Consider the following 15,155-nt stretch of genomic DNA (forward strand, 5'->3'; position numbering starts at 1 on the left):
GAGAAGGCAGCCATGCGCAATTTGGAACGTTTCATCGATCAGGGAACCGGACGCGAACCCGCCGATATCGTGCTCAAGGGCGGCCAGTTCCTCGATCTGGTGACGGGCGAACTCGTCGCCTCGGACATCGCCATTTCCGGCGAGCGCATCGTCGGCACCTGCGGCGACTACAAGGGGCGTCAGGAGATCGACATTTCCGGCCGCATCGTCGTGCCCGGCTTCATCGATACGCATCTGCACATCGAGTCCTCGCTGGTCACCCCGCATGAATTCGACCGCTGCGTGCTGCCCTATGGCGTGACGACCGTCATCTGCGATCCGCACGAGATCGCCAACGTCCTCGGCACCGAGGGCATCCAGTTCTTCCTCGACAGCGCGCTGGAAACGATCATGGATATCCGCGTGCAGCTTTCGAGCTGCGTGCCGGCGACGCATCTCGAAACCTCCGGTGCCGACCTTCCCATCGAGCGGCTCCTGCCCTTCCGCAACCATCCCAAGGTCATCGGCCTTGCCGAATTCATGAATTTTCCGGGCGTCATCCACAAGGATCCCGTCTGTCTTGCCAAGCTGGAGGCTTTCCAGGGCGGCCATATCGACGGCCATGCGCCGCTGCTTACCGGCAACGACCTCAACGGCTATCTCTCCGCCGGCATCCGCACCGAGCATGAATGCACGACGGCCGAGGAGGCGCTGGAGAAGATCCGCAAGGGCATGCATATCCTCATCCGCGAGGGGTCCGTCTCCAAGGACCTGCACGCCCTGATGCCGATCCTCACCGAGCGGCTCTCGCCCTTCCTCGCGCTCTGCACCGACGACCGCAACCCGCTCGACATCGCCGAGCAGGGCCATCTCGACTACATGATCCGCACGGCCATCGCCCATGGCCGCGCGCCGCTCGCCGTTTACCGCGCCGCCTCCATCTCCGCGGCGAAAGCCTTCGGCCTGCGCGACCGCGGCCTCGTCGCCCCCGGCTGGCGCGCCGACCTCGTCGTCATCGACACGCTGGAGAACTGCAAGGCCGGGATGGTCTTCTCGGCTGGCCGCAAAGTGGACGACGCCCTCTTCGCAACCCGCAAGGCAGTCGAACCGGTCGGTCTCGACAGCGTCAAGGCGCGGCCCGTCAGCGCCGCCCATTTCGCCGTTCCCGTCACGGAAGGTGAAACGCCGGTGATCGGCGTGCTGCCGGGCAAAATCATCACCGAGCACCGCCGCTACCGCCTGCCGGCGAAGGGCAACCAGACAACCGTCGATCTGGCGCAGGATATCATCAAGGTCGCAGTCATCGAACGCCACGGCAAGAACGGCAATCATGCCAACGGCTTCGTGCAGGGTTTCGGCCTGAAGAAGGGCGCCATCGCCTCGACCGTCGGCCATGACAGCCACAATATCTGCGTGGTCGGCGTCGATGAGGACGACATGGCGCTGGCGGCAAATCGCCTCGGCGAGATCAAGGGCGGCTTCGTCGTGGTGGAGGACGGCAGGGTGACCGGCGAGATCGCCCTGCCCGTCGCCGGCCTGATGAGCCTCGAACCCTACGAGAGCGTCCGCGACACCCTGCACCACCTGCGCCACGCCGCCTTCGCCCTCGGCGCCACACTGGAGGAGCCCTTCCTCCAGCTCGCCTTCCTGCCGCTGCCGGTCATCCCGCACCTGAAGATTTCAGACCGGGGGATGGTGGATGTGGATCGGTTCGCGCTGATCGAGTGAGGCTACTCCACTCCGAAATCGTCTCCGTCGATATCCAGATAACGGCTGAGGACGCGAACGATAATCAGCTGGGTAACACTCGTCTCGTAGAAAAGAACGTAGTTTCCGATCACGAAGCTGCGCAGGTTTTCTCCCAACTCCGGCCGCAACCGGCCGGATTGCGGGTGAGCGGAGAGCTTGCGCACAACCTCGACCACACGATCGAGAAGACGATCGGCCGCGGCTTCGCTGTCATCGGCGATGTAACGCCATATCTGTACAAGGTCTTCCTCCGCTCGCGGAAGGCGTGTGACCTCAAGCACGGCCGCCACGCGCCCGCGCCTTGATGGCCATCATATCCAGCGGGGCGGCAGAGCCGCTCTCCAGTCCTTCGCAAATGGCCTCCTTCAGCGCCGCGATTTTCGCTTCCCGCTGCCGCTCCCGATCTTCCAGGAGGCGCAAGCCATCCCTCACCACTTCGCTGGCGCTGGCGTAACGACCGGTGGCGAGAAGCTCGCGTACGAAGGATTCATAGTGATTGCCGAGCGTATAGCTGGAGGCCATGGCGAAACTCCAAAAGTATCACTTTATGATACTCTGGACGCCTGCCATCCGCAACCTCACAGCCGCACGCAGGCCATATCCAGCCCATCCAGCGCAATCACCCCATCCTTCGGCCTGGCCCCGAAACCGGGCACCGGCACGGGATCCCCCAGCACCAGCGATTTCGCCGGCACGAACTCCGCTTTCCCGCGCGTCAGGTTGAAGACGAAGAGCAGCTTTTCGCCGCCCTTCTCCCGCGTGAAGGCAAGGATGTCCTGGTTGGAGTGGAGGAAAGCCATGTCGCCGTCATGGAGCGTTTCATGCTCTTTCCGGAAGGCGAGCGTCGCGCGGTAGTGGTTGAGCACGGAGCCGGCGGTCTTCTCCTGCGTATCGACCGCAAGGCGGGCATGATCTTCCGGCACTGGCAGCCAGGGCTTCGCGGTGCTGAAACCGGCATGGGCCTCGCCATGCCGCCAGGGCATCGGCGTGCGGCACCCGTCGCGCCCCTTGAAGGCCGGCCAGAAGCGGATGCCGTAGGGGTCGCGCAGGTCCTCGAAGGCAAGCTCCGCTTCGGTGAGACCCAGTTCCTCGCCCTGATAGAGGCAGATCGAACCGCGCAGCGTCGACAGCAGCGTGATCGCCAGCTTGGCGACGCGCTCGCGCTCCTCCGGCGCTTCGATAAAACGGCTGACATGGCGATTGACGTCATGGTTGGAGAAGGCCCAGCAGACCCAGCCATCCGTCACCGCCCGCTGGAAGCTCTGCACGCACCGACGGATATGGTCGGCCGTGAAATCCGGCCCGAGCAGATCGAACGTATAGCACATGTTCAGCTTGTCGCCGCCGCTTGTATAGTCGGCGACGGTCTTCAGCGAGCGCGCACCGTCGCCCACCTCGCCCACCGTCATGCGCCCCTCGTACTCGTCGAGCAGGGCGCGGAAACGCCGGAGGAAATCGACGTTTTCCGGCTGCGTCTTGTCGTAGCGATGCGTCTGCATACCGTAGGGGTTCACGTCCGGAGCATCGAGGCCGACGTCGTCGGGATTGGCCTCGTGGGGCGGGTTGTCGCGCAGCTTCCGGTCATGGAAATAGAAATTCACCGTATCGAGGCGGAAACCGTCGACGCCCCGGTCCAGCCAGAAGCGCACGGTCTTCAGCAGCGCGTCCTGAACATCGGGATTGTGGAAATTGAGGTCCGGCTGCGAGGTCAGGAAGTTGTGCATGTAATATTGCTTGCGCACGCCGTCCCATTCCCAGCCCGGCCCGCCGAAGATCGACAGCCAGTTGTTGGGCGCGGTGCCGTCCGGCTTCGGATCGGCCCAGACATACCAGTCGGCCTTCGAGTTCGAGCGGCTGGAGCGGCTTTCGACGAACCACGGGTGCTGGTCGGAGGTGTGGGAGATCACCTGGTCGATGATGACCTTGATGCCGAGATGATGGGCCTCGGCCAGCATCGCGTCGAAGTCCGCCAGCGTGCCGAACATCGGATCGACGTCGCAATAATCCGAGACGTCATAGCCCATATCCGCCATCGGCGACTTGAAGAAGGGCGAGAGCCAGATGGCGTCGACGCCGAGCGAGGCGATATGGCCGAGCCGTTTCGTGATGCCCCTGAGATCGCCCATGCCATCGCCAGTCGTGTCCTGGAACGAGCGGGGATAGACCTGATAGATGACCGCGCCGCGCCACCAGTCGTCGGCCTTCCTGCGGGTCCTTGTCATGCGTTCTCGCTCCGGTTCCTGTTGGTATCGGGCAAGATGTACCGTGCGCCCCATGAGGCGTAAACGGGTGGTCTCGCGTTTTTTCGACGGTTGACGAAGCGGCCGCCGGTCTGGATGATGTCGGCAAATTCCATAGAGAAGGTTGACCGCATGCCCGGTGACGTCACCCTTTCCCCCGCCGAAGCGATGGACCTCGCCCGCACCGCGCTGATGCGCGTCGGCATGGCGGAAGCGGCGGCGACCGCCCTCGCCCGTGCCACGCTGGACGCCGAGATGGCCGGCAAGCGCGCCCTCGGCCTCCAGCACCTTACGGATTACCTCAGGGGCCTCATCGACGGCCGGATCAAGGGGCGTGCCGAACCGCTCATCACCTCGCCGGTGCCGGCCATTATGAAATGCGACGCCATGGGCGGCGTGGCGCAACACGGTTTCTCGCTCGCCCATGAGGAACTGGCCTCCAAGGCGCGAACCTTCGGCCTTGCGGCCTTCGCCCTGCACAACAGCTATACGACCGGCGAACTCGGCTGGTACGCCGCCCGGCTTGCGGAAGAAGGTCTCGTTACGCTCGCGGCCACCAACGGCCCCGCCCTGATGGCCGGCGCGGGCGGGCGGCAGCCGGTTTATTGCACCAATCCGCTCGCCTTCGCCGCGCCGCTCGATACCGGCCGCATCCTCCTCGTGGATCAGGCATCCAGCGCCACGGCCTTCGTCAATATCCGCGAGGCGGCAGCCCGCGGCGAGGCAATCCCCGACGGCTGGGCCCTCGATCAGGACGGCGCGCCGACCACCGATCCCTTCGCGGCCATGCAGGGCGCGCTTCTGGCCTTCGGCGGCGCGCGGGGCGCCAATATCGCTCTCATGGTGGAGGTGCTGGCGGCAGGACTGACCGGCGCGAACTGGTCGCTCGACGCCCCGGACTTCCAGGCAGGCGACACTTCGCCCGGCGCCGGCCTTTTCGTGCTCGCCCTTTCGCCGCAGCTTTTCACGGACGATTTTGTCACGCGCCTCTCAAGCCAGGCCAAACGTCTTGTGGGTGACTACAGCGTCCATATCCCCGGTATCGAACGCGTGAAGAGACAGCGCGATGCCGAAAGCGCGGGCATCGTCTTGCCCCGCCAACTCTTTGACAGTATTTCCTCTTTCCGGCGTAATTGACCGGAGAGGAACGGACATGGCTGGACGGCTGCTGGCAATCGGCGAATGCATGGTGGAACTGATGCAGGCCGAAGGCGGTCTGATGCGCAAAAGCTTCGCCGGCGACACGTTCAACACCGCCTATTACGCCCGCCAGTTCCTGCCCGCCGACTGGAGCGTCGACTATTTCTCCGCCGTCGGGACGGACATGATCTCCGATGAAATGCTGGCCTTCATGCAAGGGCACGGCATCGGCACGGATCATGTCTCGCGCATCGAAGGCCGCTCGCCCGGCCTCTACATGATCCATCTGAAGGACGGCGAGCGCAGCTTCTCCTACTGGCGCTCCGTCTCCGCCGCAAAGCTGCTCGCCCGCGACGGCGACCGCCTGCGCGCCGCCGTCGAAGCGTCCGATATCGTCGTCTTCTCCGGCATCACCCTGGCGATCCTGCCGGCGGAGGATGTCGAGACCCTGCTTGCCGAACTGCGCCGCGCCAGGTCCGCCGGCAAGCGCGTCGTCTTCGATCCCAATATCCGCCCGCGTCTCTGGGGCGATGCGGAACGCATGCGCGCGACGATCACCGAGGGCGCCCGCGCCGCCACGCTCGTCATGCCGAGCCTCGACGACGAGACGACCCATTTCGGCGACGCCTCGCTGGAAGAGACGATCGCGCGCTATGCCGCGCTCGGCGTTGCGGAACAGGTGGTGAAGGATGGAGCCGAGGGCGCAACGCTCGTCTTCGGCGGCGAGCGCAGCCACGCGCCTTCCGCGAGGGTGGAAAAGATCGTCGATACGACGAGTGCCGGCGACAGCTTCAACGGCGCATTCCTCGCCCGCATCGCCGTGGGCGCGACGCCGCAGGAAGCCGCCCGCTTCGCCGCGGACGTCGCCGCGGCGGTCATCCAGCATCACGGCGCGCTGGTGGCAAAGGACAAGCTGCCGGTGGGCTGAGCCTCAGCGCCGCTTCTTCGCCTTGCTGGCATAGGGATTGTCGGACGCCCGGAAATGGATACGGATCGGCACGCCCGGCAGATTGAAGTCGTTGCGCAGGCCGTTCGTGAGGTAGCGGATATAGGATTCCGGCAGCGCATCGGGGCGCGTGCAGGAGACCATGAAGCCCGGCGGGCGGGCCTTCACCTGCGTCATGTATTTCAGCTTGAGGCGGCGGCCGGAAACGGCCGGCGGCGGATGCTGCGTCTGCACCGCATCCAGCCAGCGGTTGAGCTTGGCGGTGGAGATGCGGCGGTTCCAGGTGCGGTCCGTGTCGATGACGGCCTGCATCAGCTTGTCGAGGCCACGTCCGGTCTGGCCGGAAACCGGCACGGCGCGGATGCCGCGCGCCTGCGGCAGCAGCCGCTCGGTCTTCTCGCGCAGATCGGCAAGCACGGCCTGCGGGTCGTCGATCAGGTCCCACTTATTGAAGGCGAGCACGGCGGCGCGGCCCTCGCGCAGCACGAGGTCGACGATCTGCAGGTCCTGCTTCTCGAAGGGAATGGTGGAATCGAAGACGATAACGACCGTCTCGGCGAAGCGGATGGCGCGCAGGCCGTCGGCGACGGAGAGCTTTTCCAGCTTCTCCTGCACCTTGGCCTTGCGGCGCATGCCGGCCGTGTCGAACATCTTGATCGTGCGGCCCTGCCAGTCCCATTCGACGGAGATGGAATCGCGCGTGATGCCGGCCTCCGGGCCGGTCAGCAGGCGGTCCTCACCCAGGAAACGGTTGATGAGGGTGGACTTGCCGGCATTCGGGCGGCCGACGATGGCGACGCGCAGCGGCTTCGTCTCGTCGTATTCCGGCTCGAAATCCTCGTCCTCTTCCGCGCCCTCGGCCATTTCGGCCCGCACGTCGATATTGGTCTCGGCCTCGTCGTCTTCGGGATAGGCGCGATCCTCGCCAATGGCGGCGACGATGGCGTCGCGCAGGTCCAGCATGCCCTGGCCGTGTTCAGCGGAGATGGGCGTCGGCTCGCCGAGACCCAGCGTGAAGGCGTCGTAGAAGCCGCCGTCCGAGCCGCGCGCCTCCGACTTGTTGGCGACGAGCACGACCGGCTTGCCCTTGCGGCGCAGCATCTCGGCCAATGTCTGGTCGACCGGGGTGAGGCCCATCTTCGCGTCGACCACGAAGAGCGAGAGGTCCGCCTCCTCGATGGCCGCTTCCGTCTGGGCACGCATTCGGCCCTGCAACGTCTCGGGCGCGGCCTCTTCAAGGCCGGCGGTGTCGATGATGCGGAATTTCAGGTCGATGAGGCGGGCGTCGCCCGGCCGGCGGTCACGCGTGACGCCGGGCGTATCGTCGACGAGCGCGAGCTTCTTGCCCACGAGCCTGTTGAACAGGGTGGACTTGCCGACATTGGGGCGTCCGACAATGGCGACGGTGAAGCTCATGAACGTGTTCCGTTCCCGATCAGGAGGACAGCTTGCCGCTTGCCGTCATCAGGTCAAGCAGCATCTGCGCGCGGTTGGCGACATTGCGCGGGCTTTCGCCGTCGTTGAGGATCGCGTCGAACCATTCCTTGGCGCGCGCATAGTCCCCATGCTTGAAGGCGGACAGGCCGAGAACCTCGCGGGCGGAGTGACGCAGCGCGCTCTGCGGCGTCGCAAGCTGCTCGGCTTCGGCCGAGACCTGCTCGTAGGTGCCGGTATCGACGAGGAGATAGGCCGCGCGAAGGCGGGCCGCGTCGCGCAGCGCCTGCGGCACCGAGGCATCCTTGGCGATGGTCGTGAAGGCATTGACGGCGCCCTCGGCGTCCGTCTCAGCCAGAAGCGAGGCCGAACGCATGCGTGCCAGCACCGGATAGGCGCCGAAGCCGTCCTTCTCCAGTTCGGCAAGGGCGGCAAGCGCCTCGTCCTTCTTGCCGTCGCGGGCGAGCGTCAGGGCGGCGAGGAACTGGTCGCCGGCGGCCGAAGCCTCGCTGTCGCGCCAGTAATCGTAGCTCACCTTGCCGATCGTACCCAGGACGACCAGCACGGCGGCGGCGATGAGGATGCGGCCGAAGCGCTTCCAGACCAGACGCATCTGGTCGGAGCGCAGTTCCTCGTTCACCTCGCGGATAAAGCTGTCGTCCTGATTTACCATGTCGTTTTCCGGCGCAACCAACGTTTAAAAGTTAGCGCCTTCTACCCGATTTTCGCGGCGTTGTAAGGGGGCTGGCGCGAAAAGCCCCCGGATCGGCACGGATCAGCCGAGCGGCGCCACCCCGATCAGCCATTCGTGCAGCTTGAACACGATCGCCGCATAGAGCGCGAGACCGGCGACGACGGAGATGATGTCGTATTTCGCGGCGACGAAAACGGGCAGCTTGGTCTCGCCGGCGGCGATACGCTTTTTCAGCGTGATGCGCAGGATGACCGCCCAGGCGAGGATCGTCACGAAGAGAAGGACCGAATAGCTCTCGCCGTTCGCCAGCAGATGCGCCAGCGCCCAGATCTTGATGGCGACGAGCAGCGGGAACTTCAGCCTGGTGCGGATATGGCCCGCTGGCAGGCAGCCGGCGACAAGACAGATCGAGGCGATCATCATCAGCGTCAGCGCGATATGGGCCATGAAGGTCGGGGGCGTATAAACCGCGAAAACCCCGCTTCCGCCGTTCTCGCGCGCGTCGATGAAGCCGTAGACGATGAGGAAGAGGCTTGCGAGCGAGACGATGCCGTGCAGCGCCATCCAGCCCGGCTTGCCGAGCGCCGAGATGCCGGCATCGCGAAGTCCCGGCGCGACGGGACGCAGGAGATGGGTGACGACGAAAAGAACCAGACCGGCGATGAGCAACGTCATGGAAATGCCCCTTGAAGAAAAGTCGGCCCTTGGCCGTTCTCTCTGGAATATCCGTGACGGGCCGAGAATTCCAGCCCGATCAAAGGATTGCCGCATTCGGAATCGATGAGAAACCCTTTGCAAATTGTCGCGGGTAGCCATGTCACCGTCTCGAACCCTCCTCCTTCCCCTCATTGCCGCGCTTGCCGCGGGGTCGGCGCTCGCCAAGGACGATGCAATCAAACCGATGAAGCGCAAGCAGCTCGTCATCGTCTCCTTCGACGGCGCGCACGACAACATGCTCTGGGAGAAGAGCCGCGCCATGGCCAAGCGCACCGGCGCGCATTTCACCTATTTCCTCTCCTGCACCTTCCTCTTTTCGAAGGACGAGCGCGCGAAATATCAGGCCCCCCATCAAAAGCGCGGCCGCTCCAATGTCGGCTTCTCGCAAGACAGGGACGAGACGATCCTTCGCCTCGGCGAAATCTGGCTGGCGAAGCTCGAGGGCCACGATATCGGCAGCCACGCCTGCGGCCATTTCGACGGTGGAAAATGGAGCGCCGACGACTGGAAGGCGGAATTCGCCTTCTTCCGCGATTCGCTGAAGAGCGCGTGGCGGAATGCCGGCGTCGGCGAGCGGGAGCCAGGCGGCTGGCAGCGCTTCGCGGCGGAAGACATCAAGGGTTTTCGCGCGCCCTACCTTTCGGCCGGAAGCGGCCTCGTCAAGGCGCTGGAGGCGGAGGGCTTCGCCTATGACGCCAGCCTCGTCACCAAGGGGCCAGCCATGCCCGCCGCAACCGGCGACATCGCCCGCTTCGGCCTGCCGCTCATCCCGGAAGGCGCTTCGCAGCGCCCCGTCATCGCCATGGACTACAACCTCTATGTCCGCCATTCCAAGGGCAAGGAGGCCCCGGAAAGGAGCGCCGCCTTCGAGGAAAGCACGCTGAAGGCCTATCGCGACGCCTTCGCGAAGCAATATGACGGCGAGCGCATCCCGCTCCAGCTCGGCTTCCATTTCGTGGAGATGAATGCCGGCGCCTATTGGCGCGCGCTCGACCGGTTCCTGACGGAGACCTGCGGCAGAACGGACGTCGCCTGCGTCAGCTATGCCGGCGCACTGGACATTCTCGCAAAAGAGAAGAAGGCGGCCGGAGCCGCCCTCTGATCGCAATCCCTACGGCTCGTTGGCCGCAAGCTCACCCTCTTCCTGCGCCCTTTCCAGGTAGCGCTGGTCGATATCGGGAAGCGGTTGGTCGTCGATCGCCGCCTCGAAGGCCTTGAGGCGCTTGTAGATCGACAGCAGCTCCACGATCGTCGTCCAGGAATTGACGAGATACTGGAACGACTCGCGCACCTGCCCGAACACGTTCTGGATCTGGCTCATCACGCCGAGCGTCAACTTGCCGGCGACGATGGAGGGAACCAGCACGAAGGTGCCGAAGAGGTTGTCGGCCTGCAGGTAGAAGATGCGGGCGACGTTGAAATAGAGATAGTGGAAATAGAGGCGGAAATAGTTCTTCCGTACGTTCGCGAAGAGTTCGGCCACCGTCGGCGGCTGCGCCCGGTCGGCATGGTCCTCTCCATAGACCAGTTCCTTGCGGTAGGCCGCCTCGACGCGCTGGTTGCGGAATTCCAGCCCCGGCAGCTTGATGCCGACCGCGGCAAGGAACACCGTCCCGAACAGCGACCAGCAGATCGCCGCCCAGACGAGGGCATGCGGGACCTCGCCGATGAAGGGCAGAACCGTCACCGTGCTGGAGAACTTGAACAGCACGGGCAGGAAGGCGACGAGCGTCATGATCGAGGAAACGAGGCTGACGCCGAGACCTTCCACGGTGCGCGAGAAGCGCATCGTATCGTCCTGTACACGCTGCGAGGCGCCTTCGATGTGGCGCAGCTTGTCCCAGTGGGACATGTAGAAATCGTTCATCGCCGTGCGCCAACGGAAGACATAGTGGCTGACGAAGAAAAGGTTCAGCGTGCCGACGGTGATGGCGACGAAGGCGATGCCGGCAAAGCCGATCATGCCGACATAGATCTCGGTTTCCGTCGGGATCGGCTCGGTGCGTGCAAGTCCGCGCTGGATCATGTCGTAGAACGGCCCGTACCACGCATTGATGGCGACGCTGACCTGCACGGAGAAATAGGTATTGAAGATGATCAGCGCCGAGCCGAGCACCGACCAGAGCTGCCATTGATGCGGGCTGTAGGTGAACCAGAAGGCGGCGAACAGCCCGACCATCACCGCATAGTACATGTAGAACCAGAGGAAGGGCGCCGACCAGAAGACGGAGACCCCGATGATCGCCTCCTCGCCCGGCTTCAGCGGCGGCAGCCCGATATAGGCGCCCAGACTCTCGCCGCCGGCGTACCAGATCGCCATGGCAAGGGCCGACCAGAGGACGACGGACGGAAAGAACAATCTCGGATTTGGAAAGAAGGAGACGAACAAGGGAAGCGCTTTCGTTGCGAAGCAGGCCGAAGATGCGCAGAACCTAAAGGAGTTTGCGCAGCACAACAATTGGCGCTCGCCGGCATTACCGAGATTTAATGGAAGGCACGCCGCCGAGCGCGGCGATGACCGCAGCCAGCAAGAGAAGACCGGAGGCAGCAAGGCTCGGCAGCGCATAGCTGCCCGTGCGCGCCGCCAAGAACCCGGCCCCGAGCGGCCCGACGATCTGCCCGACGCCGAAGGCCGCCGTCATCAGCGCCAGGACGCGGCGCGGGCTGTCGCTGGCCAGAATGCGACCAAGCTGCAGGCCATAGGCGGTGATGACGACGAAGGTAAGCCCGAGCAGCCCGCCACCGATCAGCGCGGAGGCCGGAAAGGGCAACACGACCGTCGCCGCGACGCCTGCCGCCTCCACAAGGAGCGCCAGCAGATAGGCGGAGGCGACGCCGCATCGCCGCTCCACGGGCTTCCAGGCAAGGAGCGAAAGCGCGGCGGCAGCACCAGTGACGAGCCAGGTCAGGCATTCGAGCAACGGACTTTCCGCCCCCTCCCGCGCGATGGCGACGATGAACGTCGCCGTCACTACATAGCCGATGCCGAAAAGCCCGTAGCTGAGGGTCAGCGCTGCCAGTGGCCGCGTCCAGGCAATGGCCGGCTCACGTACCGTGCCCGCGCTGCCCACCGGCCGCGGCAACAGCCAAGCCACGGCGGCAAGGCCGGCCGCACCGAGCAGCGCGCCGGCAAACCAGTCGATCCGCCAGGACGGGATGGCCGTAACGGGTGCAAGCGAAAGCAGGTAGACCACCACCGCCGAAACCGCGATGCCGATGCCGACCCCGGAAAAATGCGCCATCTGGACTCGCGGGTCACGATGCGCAAGGCCGATGGCAAGCACGATGCCAGAGGTGAAAATGAGGCCGAACGCGCTGGCAAGGCCCGCCAGGAACCGCACCGCCGAAAGCGTCGCGACACCCGTCAGACAGCCCATTGCGAGAAGCAGCAGAACCGTCGCAGCCAGCGAGCCGACCGCAAGGCGCCGCTCGTGGCCGGCGGCCCAGCTATAGGCGGCCAGCACCGCGCCGAGGAGATAGCCCGCAAAGTTCGCAGCAGCGATGACGCCGGCATCGGCCGCATCGAGACCGAGGCCCGCCATCATGCCGGGCAGGACCGGCGTATAGAAGAACCGCCCAAGCCCCATGGCGACCGCCATCGCCACGGCCCCGGCAATGGCGGCGCGGACGGGTTGGCGGGAAGAAGGGAACGGACGCTGCATCATGCCGCGACCATTGCACTGCAACATGATCGCGGCAAACGACATTTATTGATCGACGGATCAGCCCCGGTGAAGGCGCTCAACCGGGCAGCGTCACCACCAGCGGGCCGTTGCGCGTGGCGACGACCGTATGCTCGAACTGCACCGTCGGCGCACGGGGGTCGCTGTAGAGCGTCCATTCGTCCTTGTCGCCGCTTTCCGCCCAGTTCGCGCCCAGCGACAGGAAAGGCTCGACCGTGAAGACGAGGCCTTCCGTCATGCGGCGCTTTTCCTGCGGGTCCGGCCATGTCGCGATTTCCGCCGGCTCCTCGTGCAGCGAGCGGCCGACGCCGTGGCTGGCGAGGTTGGCGATCAGCGTGTAGCGGTTCTTGCGCGCGAAGGCGCCGATGGCGTTGCCAACCTCGGCCAACGGCCGGCCGGCCCTCACTTCCTTGAGGCCGACCCAGAGCGCGCGCTTGCCGTCGCGGCAAAGCCGCTCCACCCCCGGCGCGGCACGCCCGACCGTGAAGGACGCGCCCGTATCGGCGAAGTAGCCGTCGAGTTCGGCGGAAACATCGATATTGACGAGGTCGCCTTCCGCGATCACCCGGTCGCCCGGAATGCCGTGCGCCACTTCCTCGTTGATGCTGATGCAGGTCGCGCCCGGGAAGTTGTAGCAGCTCTCCGGAGCCGAGCGCGCGCCGGCGGCCTCCAGCATGCGCCGGCCGATCAGGTCCAGCTCGGCGGTCGTCATGCCGGGCCTGACGGCGGTCGACATATGCTGCAGCACGTTCGCGCAGATCCGGCCGATCGCCTTCAGGCCGTCGAGGTCTTCATCGTTTCCAAGGGTCATCGCATCTCTCTTTCGCGGCGCGTCCTATCACGTCCGCGCCACGCTGTCAGGCGGAAGCCTCCGCCAACATCTCGCGCACCAGCGGCGCGACCTTCGTGCCGTAAAGCTCGATCCCGCGCAGGATCCGGTCATGCGGCATCAGCCCGATCGCCATCTGCAGCAGGAAGCGGTCGTTGCGGAAGATTTTTTGGTGCGCGACGATCTTCCTCGCCACCGTCTCCGGATCGCCGAGGAAGAGATGGCCGTCCGGCCCGATGGACTGGTCGAACTGCGCCCGGCTCGTCGGCCCCCAGCCGCGCTCGCGGCCGATGCGGTTCATCACCTCGGCCTGCGGCCCATAGAAGGCATCGGCCGCGGCCTCGGTCGTATCTGCGATGAAACCGTGCACGTTGATGCTGGTCTTCAGCTTCGCCTCGTCCTGCCCCGCGCGCCGCGCGGCCTCGCGGTAGAGGTCGAAGAGCGGCGCATAGCGCGCCGGCGTGCCGCCGATGATCGCGAGCGCCAGCGGCAGCCCGTAGGCCCCTGCCCGCGCCACCGATTGCGGCGTACCGCCGACCGCGATCCAGATCGGCAGCCTGCCATGCGCCGGCCGCGGATAGACGCCGATCCCCGATAAAGGCGCACGCATCACGCCGTTCCACGAGACCTTCTCGCTTTCGTTGAGAGCGAGCAGCAGGTCGAGTTTCTCCTCGAAGAGCTGGTCGTAATCGTCGAGCGCATAGCCGAAAAGCGGGAAGGATTCGATGAAGGACCCGCGCCCCGCCATGATCTCCGCCCGGCCGCCGGAAATCAGGTCGACCGTCGAGAACTGCTGGAAGACGCGCACCGGATCGTCCGACGACAGCACCGTGACCGCGCTCGAAAGCCGGATATTCTTCGTGCGCGCCGCCGCCGCGGCGAGGATGACGGCGGGCGCCGAGGCCGCATAGTCCGGCCGGTGATGCTCGCCAAGCCCGAAGACATCGAGCCCCACCTGATCGGCAAGCTCGATCTCCTCGATGAGATTCCTCAGCCGCCGTTCCCCCTCCCGCCCCTTGTCGGAGGCGTTGGGATCGACATCGGCGAATGTATAGAGACCAAGTTCCATGGGATGTTCCGGATGAGAGGATTTGCCCTGAAATATGACCGGCGACGGCGGCTTGAAAGGGCTTACGGAGAAACAGTGTGTTTACAGGAACATCCTTCATAAAAAAACGGGGCGATATCCGCCCCGTTTCTGTTGCTCAAAGCGTCGATGCCACCGCCTCAAGCTGCATCGCCACCTGCCCCCAACCCTCGTGGAAGCCCATCTTCGCATGCGCCTCGCAGTCCTCCACGCTCCAGTGGCGGGCGATGGCGGTGTAGCGAGTCTGGCCGTTGCCGAGGTCGTCGAGGAGGATTTCAGCGGAGAAGAAGGCGCGCTCACTTGGCTTGAAGTCCGGGCCGAAAGCGTCGGTAGTGATGATGCGGCGGTCCTTTTCCACCTTGAGGAAGATGCCGGTGCTGTCCATGTGGAAGCCGTCCGGACCGGTCATGACGGTGCGGAACTTGCCGCCGTCGCGCGGCTCGATCTCGATGACGGGCGTCTCGTAGGGCTTGGGCGCGAACCATTGCTTCATCAGCTCCGGCGTCGTCCAGGCCTTGAAGAGTTGAGAGGGCGTGGCGTTCAACACGCGGGTCAGCACCAGTTCGCGGCTGTTGGCGGGCTTGATCTCGGCGGTCATGTCTTGCTCCTCGTGGATGAACTGGATGGTGCGCATCAAGGACGGCCGGCGAACGGCCA

15 protein-coding genes are annotated in these 15,155 nt (G+C 65.1%); 4 read left to right on the forward strand and 11 right to left on the reverse strand.

The genetic code is table 11. The features are described from left to right. The first annotated feature begins 12 nt into the window (after positions 1–12). Positions 13–1,707 carry an adenine deaminase gene (gene ade / locus MOE34_RS13010; protein ID WP_242217506.1) on the forward strand — a complete coding sequence of 565 codons (1,695 nt, stop codon included), beginning with the start codon at positions 13–15 and terminating at the stop codon, positions 1,705–1,707. Positions 1,708–1,709: 2 nt separating this feature from the next. On the opposite strand, the gene MOE34_RS13015 is transcribed toward ade, so the two are convergent. The 3 genes from MOE34_RS13015 to MOE34_RS13025 are packed head-to-tail and all read right to left on the reverse strand — an operon-like array spanning position 1,710 to position 3,950. Then, the gene (locus MOE34_RS13015; protein WP_242217509.1) at positions 1,710–2,018 is read right to left on the reverse strand and encodes a type II toxin-antitoxin system RelE/ParE family toxin; all 309 of its coding nucleotides are present in this window, start codon (positions 2,016–2,018) and stop codon (positions 1,710–1,712) included. Continuing rightward, complete coding sequence (locus MOE34_RS13020; RefSeq protein WP_242217511.1) at positions 2,002–2,250, reverse strand: type II toxin-antitoxin system ParD family antitoxin; 249 nt, start codon at positions 2,248–2,250, stop codon at positions 2,002–2,004. Before MOE34_RS13020 ends, MOE34_RS13015 begins: the two co-directional genes overlap by 17 nt. Before the next feature lie 56 nt (positions 2,251–2,306). Beyond that, positions 2,307–3,950: an alpha-glucosidase gene (locus MOE34_RS13025; RefSeq protein ID WP_242217513.1), complete on the reverse strand. Its 1,644-nt coding sequence runs from the start codon at positions 3,948–3,950 to the stop codon at positions 2,307–2,309. A 150-nt stretch (positions 3,951–4,100) separates the two neighbouring features. Here MOE34_RS13025 and MOE34_RS13030 point away from each other — a divergent pair, with 150 nt between their 5' ends. Then, on the forward strand, positions 4,101–5,105 hold the full coding sequence (locus MOE34_RS13030; RefSeq protein ID WP_242217516.1) for an Ldh family oxidoreductase: 1,005 nt from the start codon (positions 4,101–4,103) through the stop codon (positions 5,103–5,105). A gap of 16 nt (positions 5,106–5,121) precedes the next feature. Then, positions 5,122–6,036: a sugar kinase gene (locus MOE34_RS13035; protein WP_242217518.1), complete on the forward strand. Its 915-nt coding sequence runs from the start codon at positions 5,122–5,124 to the stop codon at positions 6,034–6,036. Positions 6,037–6,039: 3 nt separating this feature from the next. Here the strand turns inward: MOE34_RS13035 and der are convergent, their stop codons facing one another. From der to MOE34_RS13050, 3 genes are all read right to left on the reverse strand, one after another. Beyond that, positions 6,040–7,470 (reverse strand): ribosome biogenesis GTPase Der, encoded by a 1,431-nt coding sequence (der, locus tag MOE34_RS13040; protein WP_242217520.1) that lies wholly within the window; start codon positions 7,468–7,470, stop codon positions 6,040–6,042. A 19-nt stretch (positions 7,471–7,489) separates the two neighbouring features. Continuing rightward, positions 7,490–8,161: a tetratricopeptide repeat protein gene (locus tag MOE34_RS13045; protein ID WP_242217522.1), complete on the reverse strand. Its 672-nt coding sequence runs from the start codon at positions 8,159–8,161 to the stop codon at positions 7,490–7,492. A gap of 102 nt (positions 8,162–8,263) precedes the next feature. Next, positions 8,264–8,857: an NnrU family protein gene (locus MOE34_RS13050; protein WP_242217523.1), complete on the reverse strand. Its 594-nt coding sequence runs from the start codon at positions 8,855–8,857 to the stop codon at positions 8,264–8,266. A 139-nt stretch (positions 8,858–8,996) separates the two neighbouring features. Here MOE34_RS13050 and MOE34_RS13055 point away from each other — a divergent pair, with 139 nt between their 5' ends. After that, positions 8,997–10,001 (forward strand): polysaccharide deacetylase, encoded by a 1,005-nt coding sequence (locus MOE34_RS13055; protein WP_242217525.1) that lies wholly within the window; start codon positions 8,997–8,999, stop codon positions 9,999–10,001. A 9-nt stretch (positions 10,002–10,010) separates the two neighbouring features. On the opposite strand, the gene sbmA is transcribed toward MOE34_RS13055, so the two are convergent. From sbmA to MOE34_RS13080, 5 genes are all read right to left on the reverse strand, one after another. Beyond that, the gene (gene sbmA / locus MOE34_RS13060; RefSeq protein WP_242217527.1) at positions 10,011–11,288 is read right to left on the reverse strand and encodes a peptide antibiotic transporter SbmA; all 1,278 of its coding nucleotides are present in this window, start codon (positions 11,286–11,288) and stop codon (positions 10,011–10,013) included. Positions 11,289–11,373: 85 nt separating this feature from the next. Beyond that, positions 11,374–12,606, reverse strand: a complete 1,233-nt coding sequence (locus MOE34_RS13065; RefSeq protein WP_242217529.1) for a YbfB/YjiJ family MFS transporter — start codon at positions 12,604–12,606, stop codon at positions 11,374–11,376. A 34-nt stretch (positions 12,607–12,640) separates the two neighbouring features. Then, a complete protein-coding gene (gene map / locus MOE34_RS13070; protein WP_242217530.1) occupies positions 12,641–13,393 on the reverse strand; it encodes a type I methionyl aminopeptidase in 753 nt (250 codons plus the stop codon). A 46-nt stretch (positions 13,394–13,439) separates the two neighbouring features. Beyond that, positions 13,440–14,480, reverse strand: coding sequence for an LLM class flavin-dependent oxidoreductase (locus tag MOE34_RS13075; RefSeq protein ID WP_242217531.1), 1,041 nt, complete (start codon positions 14,478–14,480; stop codon positions 13,440–13,442). A gap of 136 nt (positions 14,481–14,616) precedes the next feature. Continuing rightward, positions 14,617–15,096, reverse strand: a complete 480-nt coding sequence (locus MOE34_RS13080) for an SRPBCC family protein (protein WP_242217532.1) — start codon at positions 15,094–15,096, stop codon at positions 14,617–14,619. Between the last annotated feature and the right edge of the window lie 59 nt (positions 15,097–15,155).

This window comes from Shinella zoogloeoides (assembly GCF_022682305.1).
GTDB classification, from domain to species: Bacteria; Pseudomonadota; Alphaproteobacteria; order Rhizobiales; family Rhizobiaceae; genus Shinella; species Shinella zoogloeoides_B.

Excerpts from the sequence above, each read along its gene's own strand:
- MOE34_RS13050 (WP_242217523.1), bottom strand. The coding sequence starts at position 8,857 with ATGACGTTGCTCATCGCCGGTCTGGTTCTTTTCGTCGTCACCCATCTC.
- MOE34_RS13025 (WP_242217513.1), bottom strand. The coding sequence starts at position 3,950 with ATGACAAGGACCCGCAGGAAGGCCGACGACTGGTGGCGCGGCGCGGTC.
- ade (WP_242217506.1), top strand. The coding sequence starts at position 13 with ATGCGCAATTTGGAACGTTTCATCGATCAGGGAACCGGACGCGAACCC.
- MOE34_RS13030 (WP_242217516.1), top strand. The coding sequence starts at position 4,101 with ATGCCCGGTGACGTCACCCTTTCCCCCGCCGAAGCGATGGACCTCGCC.
- MOE34_RS13045 (WP_242217522.1), bottom strand. The coding sequence starts at position 8,161 with ATGGTAAATCAGGACGACAGCTTTATCCGCGAGGTGAACGAGGAACTG.
- MOE34_RS13055 (WP_242217525.1), top strand. The coding sequence starts at position 8,997 with ATGTCACCGTCTCGAACCCTCCTCCTTCCCCTCATTGCCGCGCTTGCC.
- MOE34_RS13065 (WP_242217529.1), bottom strand. The coding sequence starts at position 12,606 with ATGTCGTTTGCCGCGATCATGTTGCAGTGCAATGGTCGCGGCATGATG.
- MOE34_RS13020 (WP_242217511.1), bottom strand. The coding sequence starts at position 2,250 with ATGGCCTCCAGCTATACGCTCGGCAATCACTATGAATCCTTCGTACGC.
- MOE34_RS13075 (WP_242217531.1), bottom strand. The coding sequence starts at position 14,480 with ATGGAACTTGGTCTCTATACATTCGCCGATGTCGATCCCAACGCCTCC.
- map (WP_242217530.1), bottom strand. The coding sequence starts at position 13,393 with ATGACCCTTGGAAACGATGAAGACCTCGACGGCCTGAAGGCGATCGGC.
- MOE34_RS13035 (WP_242217518.1), top strand. The coding sequence starts at position 5,122 with ATGGCTGGACGGCTGCTGGCAATCGGCGAATGCATGGTGGAACTGATG.
- der (WP_242217520.1), bottom strand. The coding sequence starts at position 7,470 with ATGAGCTTCACCGTCGCCATTGTCGGACGCCCCAATGTCGGCAAGTCC.
- MOE34_RS13080 (WP_242217532.1), bottom strand. The coding sequence starts at position 15,096 with ATGACCGCCGAGATCAAGCCCGCCAACAGCCGCGAACTGGTGCTGACC.